Consider the following 4,199-nt stretch of genomic DNA (forward strand, 5'->3'; position numbering starts at 1 on the left):
AAGCGCAACACCGTCGAACGCGCAATCAACCGTCTGAAAGGCTTCCGCGCCGTCGCCACCCGCTACGAGAAACGCGCCTACATCTACCTCGGCACAGTCACCCTCGCAACCCTCGTCATCTGGCTCCGAACATGATCCGCGAAACAGTGCCTAGCCGGTCGCCGCGACCCCGGCTTTGGCGATGAGCATGTCCAGAAGCGAGAGCAGCGCACCGCGCGCGTCGTCACGGGAGCGGGCATCGAGCAAGTAGATGGGTGTGTTCGGGTCACGCAGATGCAGCGCCGCCCTGATCTCCTCGGCGGTGTAGGGCTGTTCGCCGTGGAAGCAGTTCGCGGCGACCACGAACGGAAGCCCTCGGTTCTCGAAGAAGTCGACGGCCGGGAAACTGCGGTCGAGGCGTCGTGTGTCGACAAGGACGATCGCCCCGAGTGCCCCGTTCAGCAGGTCGTCCCACATGAACCAGAAGCGCTCCTGGCCAGGTGTGCCGAACAAGTAGAGCACGACCTGTGCGTCGGTGAGGGTGATGCGGCCGAAGTCCATCGCGACGGTGGTAACCGCCTTGGACTCGATGCCGTCGAGGTCATCGATGCCGACGCCCGCGCTCGTCAGCCGCTCCTCGGTGCGCAACGGCTCAATCTCGGAGACCGTCTCGACCAGGGTCGTCTTGCCGACGCCGAATCCCCCAGCGATGAGGATCTTGACGGGGGTCGCTTCCTGGGCAGGGGTGTCATATCCGGGCAAGGTTGTCCCTGATTCTCATGAGCAGGTGGACATTGGTGGTCTCGGTCCCTTCCAGGGGTGGCCGGTGCTCGATCAGCCCCCGATCCGCAAGTTCGCCGAGAAGAAGCGTCATGGGAGTGAGGCGGATGCGCATGCGCGCCGCGATCTCGGCGACCGCCCGGCCGCCCGGAGGCGAGCACATCGCGAGGATGGCCTGCCACTCGCTGGGCAGGCCGCCGTGGCCGTCCGCGACGGCCACCGCCGTGATCGTGGTGTCCATGGTGAGGGCGGTGTGTGCAGCCGCCGTACGTCCATCGGTCAGCGCGTACAGCCGCGTCCGGCGGTGGCCTCCCTCTCGCGGCCCGGGCTCGTCCGCCATTACGACGGCTGCGCCTGGCCGCGCTCAGGCGTGCTCAGCCACTCACCGAGCGCCTGAGCGGTGCGTACGGCTTCACCGCCCAGCTCCCCCAGCCGCGCCTTGCGAGAGGTCACCACGATGAGCGTGCTCCCCTCCCCGCACCCGACGATGCAGAGATAGCAGTCGTCCATCTCGACCAGCTGGCGGATCACCCGGCCGCCGTCGACCTCCCTGGATATCGCCTTCATCGTGGAAGCGATGCCGGAGGACGCGGCGGCTATGCGCTCCGCCTGTTCCCGTTCCAGCTCGTACGAACTGAGCTTGATCCCGTCGTTGGACAGGAGTACGGCTCCCTGGATGCCGGCGATCCTGCTCAGGTTGTTGTCCAGGACGCTGTAGATCATGTCGTTCGTTGTCGTCGTCATGGCTGATCCTGTCGGAGTTCTTCTTCCACTGTCTGAGTCCCGTGTTCATAGTCCGCCCAGGCGTCGGCCACTTCTTCAGGTGTCGCCGCATCCTGATGGACGGCAGTCTTCGGTACGTGTGGCGCGCGGAGCTGCTCGGCGATGTGAGCCTGTGGGACCCGCTCGGGGAGGGCCGGCTTCGCGTCACCGTCCCGTGTCACGGAAGGGATCGGCGGCTTACTGTTCACCGGCCGCTCGGGCGAGCGCTCCGGCGTCCTAGGGCCGGCCGCCCCGGTCTTCGCGTGCAGGACCAGCTCGGACTTGCGTTCGTCGAGCGGGCCCGGTGCCGGGGCGGGCGTCGCCGCACGCGGCGCTTCCTTTCCCGCCCGGACCGGTTCGGTCGGCACAAGGAGTTCCTCGGGAAGGATCACCACGGCCGACGTCCCTCCGTATACCGAGCGGCGCAGCGTCACTGTGGCCCCGAGCTGTTCCGCGATGTGGCCGACCACGAAGAGTCCGAGCCGGTGCGCGTTCTCCGCCAGGACGGAATACGGCGGGGCCGAGTGCAGACGCCCGTTCATCTCCTCGTAGGTTGCGGCGGTCACCCGAGGCCCGCGGTCCTCGATGTCGACCAACAGCCCGTCTGTCACCAGTTCGGCACGGACGACCACCTTCGACTGCGGCGGGGAGAACCGGGTGGCGTTGTCGAGGAGTTCTGCCAGGAGGTGGCTGATCTCGCTGATCACCCGCGGTACCACGCTGATCTCGTCCAGGGCCTGGCGCTCGATCCGCCGGAAGTCCTCGACTTCCGCGGCGGCTTCGCGCAGCAGGTCGGCGACGCGCATGGGCTCGGTGTGCGGATCGGGAATCTCCCCACCTGCCAGGATGAGCAGGTTCTCGATCTGCCGCCGCATACCCACTGTCAACTGGTCGGATCGCATCAACCGGGCGAGAAGCTCCTCGTCGTGCCCGAAGGTGTCCTGCAATTCGTCGGTGAGGGTCAACTGGCGGCTGACCAGGTTTCCGGTGCGCGAGGCGATACCCGCGGCGAACATACCGAAGCCCTGACGCTCGGCCGCGAGCCGCGCATGCCCGTCGACGGATACGGAGACGACCCGGGCGAACGCGTCGCTGATGCGTCCGACCTCGTCCTGGTCTCCGCTCACCGCGGGCAGCGCATCGTCGTCGACGGACTGCCCACGCTGGAGCCTGGCCACGACATCCGGCAGCGTGTCCTCAGCCATGGCCACCGTACGTTGGTGCAGACCGCGCAGACGGCGGAGCACGGAGCGCGTGGTGAGCACGATGACGGCCGCGACGGCAAGGACGGCTGCACCGTTTCCGACGATCAGCCAGATGACCTCGTTCTCCAACTGCGTGGCCTTGGCGTCGGCGCGCACGAGCAGTGCTCGCCCTTGTTCCGCGTCGAGCGCGGCAACGCGCGCCGCGAACTTGTCATACGCGGCCCGCCAGGCGTCGGCCTCCTTGGGCAGCTTGATGCCGGACGCGGTGTTTTGGTGGTCGGAGATGACCGCGTCCTCGATGCGGACCTTCGTCTTCCAGCCGTCCGAGGCGAAGACCTGGTCGTAGGCTGCTTTGTCCTCGGCCGTCAGATACGGCGCGACCCACTCGTCGTACTGGTACCGCTGGGATCCGACGGAGTTGACGAATTCGGCGAACCCGGAGGGGCTCAGACGCCTGGACGGCCCGGCCATGGCGAGGATGGTGGTCTCGCGTGCCACCATCTCGGACACCGTGAACACCGTGACGACCACGCCGCTCTCCTGGATGAGCTCGGCGTCTTCCGCATGGCTGAACTCGTTCTGGTACACCCGGATGATGCGGTCGACGAGGTCGGAGTAGTAGCCGATCGTCCGATCCGCGTCCCCGCTACGGGCGTCCGCGCGCTCGCGGAACGCGGCCAGATCCGCGAGGCCGTGCTTCAACTCCGCGACGTAATGTTCGTCCTCGCGCCCGGTCGCCGCCAGAGCTCCGTCCGCCGCCCGGCGGAACTCGTCCGCGGCCCGGTCCGTGGCCGCGCGCCGCTCGCGCAGCTCTTTTTCGGACACGGAGCCGCCCGCCCACCATGTGGCGGTCATCGTCCGCTCAGCCTGCACTTTGACCATAAGCCTGGTCAGGGGTGCGTCGATCCGCTTACCGACTGCCACATCAGCGCGCAGTTGCTCCGACTGGCGCATCAGCGGTTGTGCGGTCATAACCACTTGGGCACTCATCGCCAGGATAGGGACGATTGCCAGCCAAATGAGCAGCGTACGCAGGCGCAGGGTACGCCGCCGACGAGTCGGCGACTGCCCTCCTGTGCCTTCGGGTTCTATGGGAGACATCAGTCCTCGGGGAGCGGGGAAACAGTGGGGACGGCCGAACAGCCGAGACCAGGCGCAGTCCTAGGTTCAGGACTGGGGGAAGTCCGGATCGGCTTTGACGCGACGTGGGGTACCGATCATAACCAGCCGCACTGGAGAAACGGAGAGATGACTTCCGTTAGCCACATGTGGTAAAGGCGACGGAGACGTTGCGTACCGAACGTTGGCGTTCACCTGACGCCTGGGCACAGGCGTGCTCGTGCAGACAGGGCAACCTGCTCCCCCGGTCGCACGCCTTCTTGATCATTAACCTCGCTGCTGTTTTAGGCGGACGTGTTCGGTGAGGGTTTCGATTCGTTTCACGGTCTTTCCAGGTTCGTGACGTGGGGCTGA

General features: G+C 66.6%; 4 protein-coding genes and 1 pseudogene. 1 reads left to right on the plus strand and 4 read right to left on the minus strand.

What is annotated here, in order from left to right; genetic code table 11:
* Positions 1 to 135, plus strand: a pseudogene (locus ACWD0Y_RS36220) (IS5/IS1182 family transposase); the annotation flags it as partial.
* Positions 136 to 150: 15 nt separating this feature from the next.
* On the opposite strand, the gene ACWD0Y_RS36225 reads toward ACWD0Y_RS36220, so the two are convergent.
* From ACWD0Y_RS36225 to ACWD0Y_RS36240, 4 genes are read right to left on the minus strand one after another with little or no spacing between them, the layout of a single operon-like run.
* Positions 151 to 741: a GTP-binding protein gene (locus ACWD0Y_RS36225; protein ID WP_450264510.1), complete on the minus strand. Its 591-nt coding sequence runs from the start codon at positions 739 to 741 to the stop codon at positions 151 to 153.
* Positions 728 to 1,099, minus strand: a complete 372-nt coding sequence (locus ACWD0Y_RS36230) for a DUF742 domain-containing protein (protein ID WP_450264511.1) — start codon at positions 1,097 to 1,099, stop codon at positions 728 to 730. The genes ACWD0Y_RS36225 and ACWD0Y_RS36230 overlap by 14 nt, the downstream gene beginning before the upstream one ends.
* Complete coding sequence (locus tag ACWD0Y_RS36235; protein ID WP_450264512.1) at positions 1,099 to 1,503, minus strand: roadblock/LC7 domain-containing protein; 405 nt, start codon at positions 1,501 to 1,503, stop codon at positions 1,099 to 1,101. Before ACWD0Y_RS36235 ends, ACWD0Y_RS36230 begins: the two co-directional genes overlap by 1 nt.
* On the minus strand, positions 1,500 to 3,716 hold the full coding sequence (locus ACWD0Y_RS36240) for a sensor histidine kinase (RefSeq protein ID WP_450264513.1): 2,217 nt from the start codon (positions 3,714 to 3,716) through the stop codon (positions 1,500 to 1,502). Before ACWD0Y_RS36240 ends, ACWD0Y_RS36235 begins: the two co-directional genes overlap by 4 nt.
* Positions 3,717 to 4,199 lie beyond the last annotated feature (483 nt).

Source organism: Streptomyces altiplanensis, assembly GCF_053591575.1.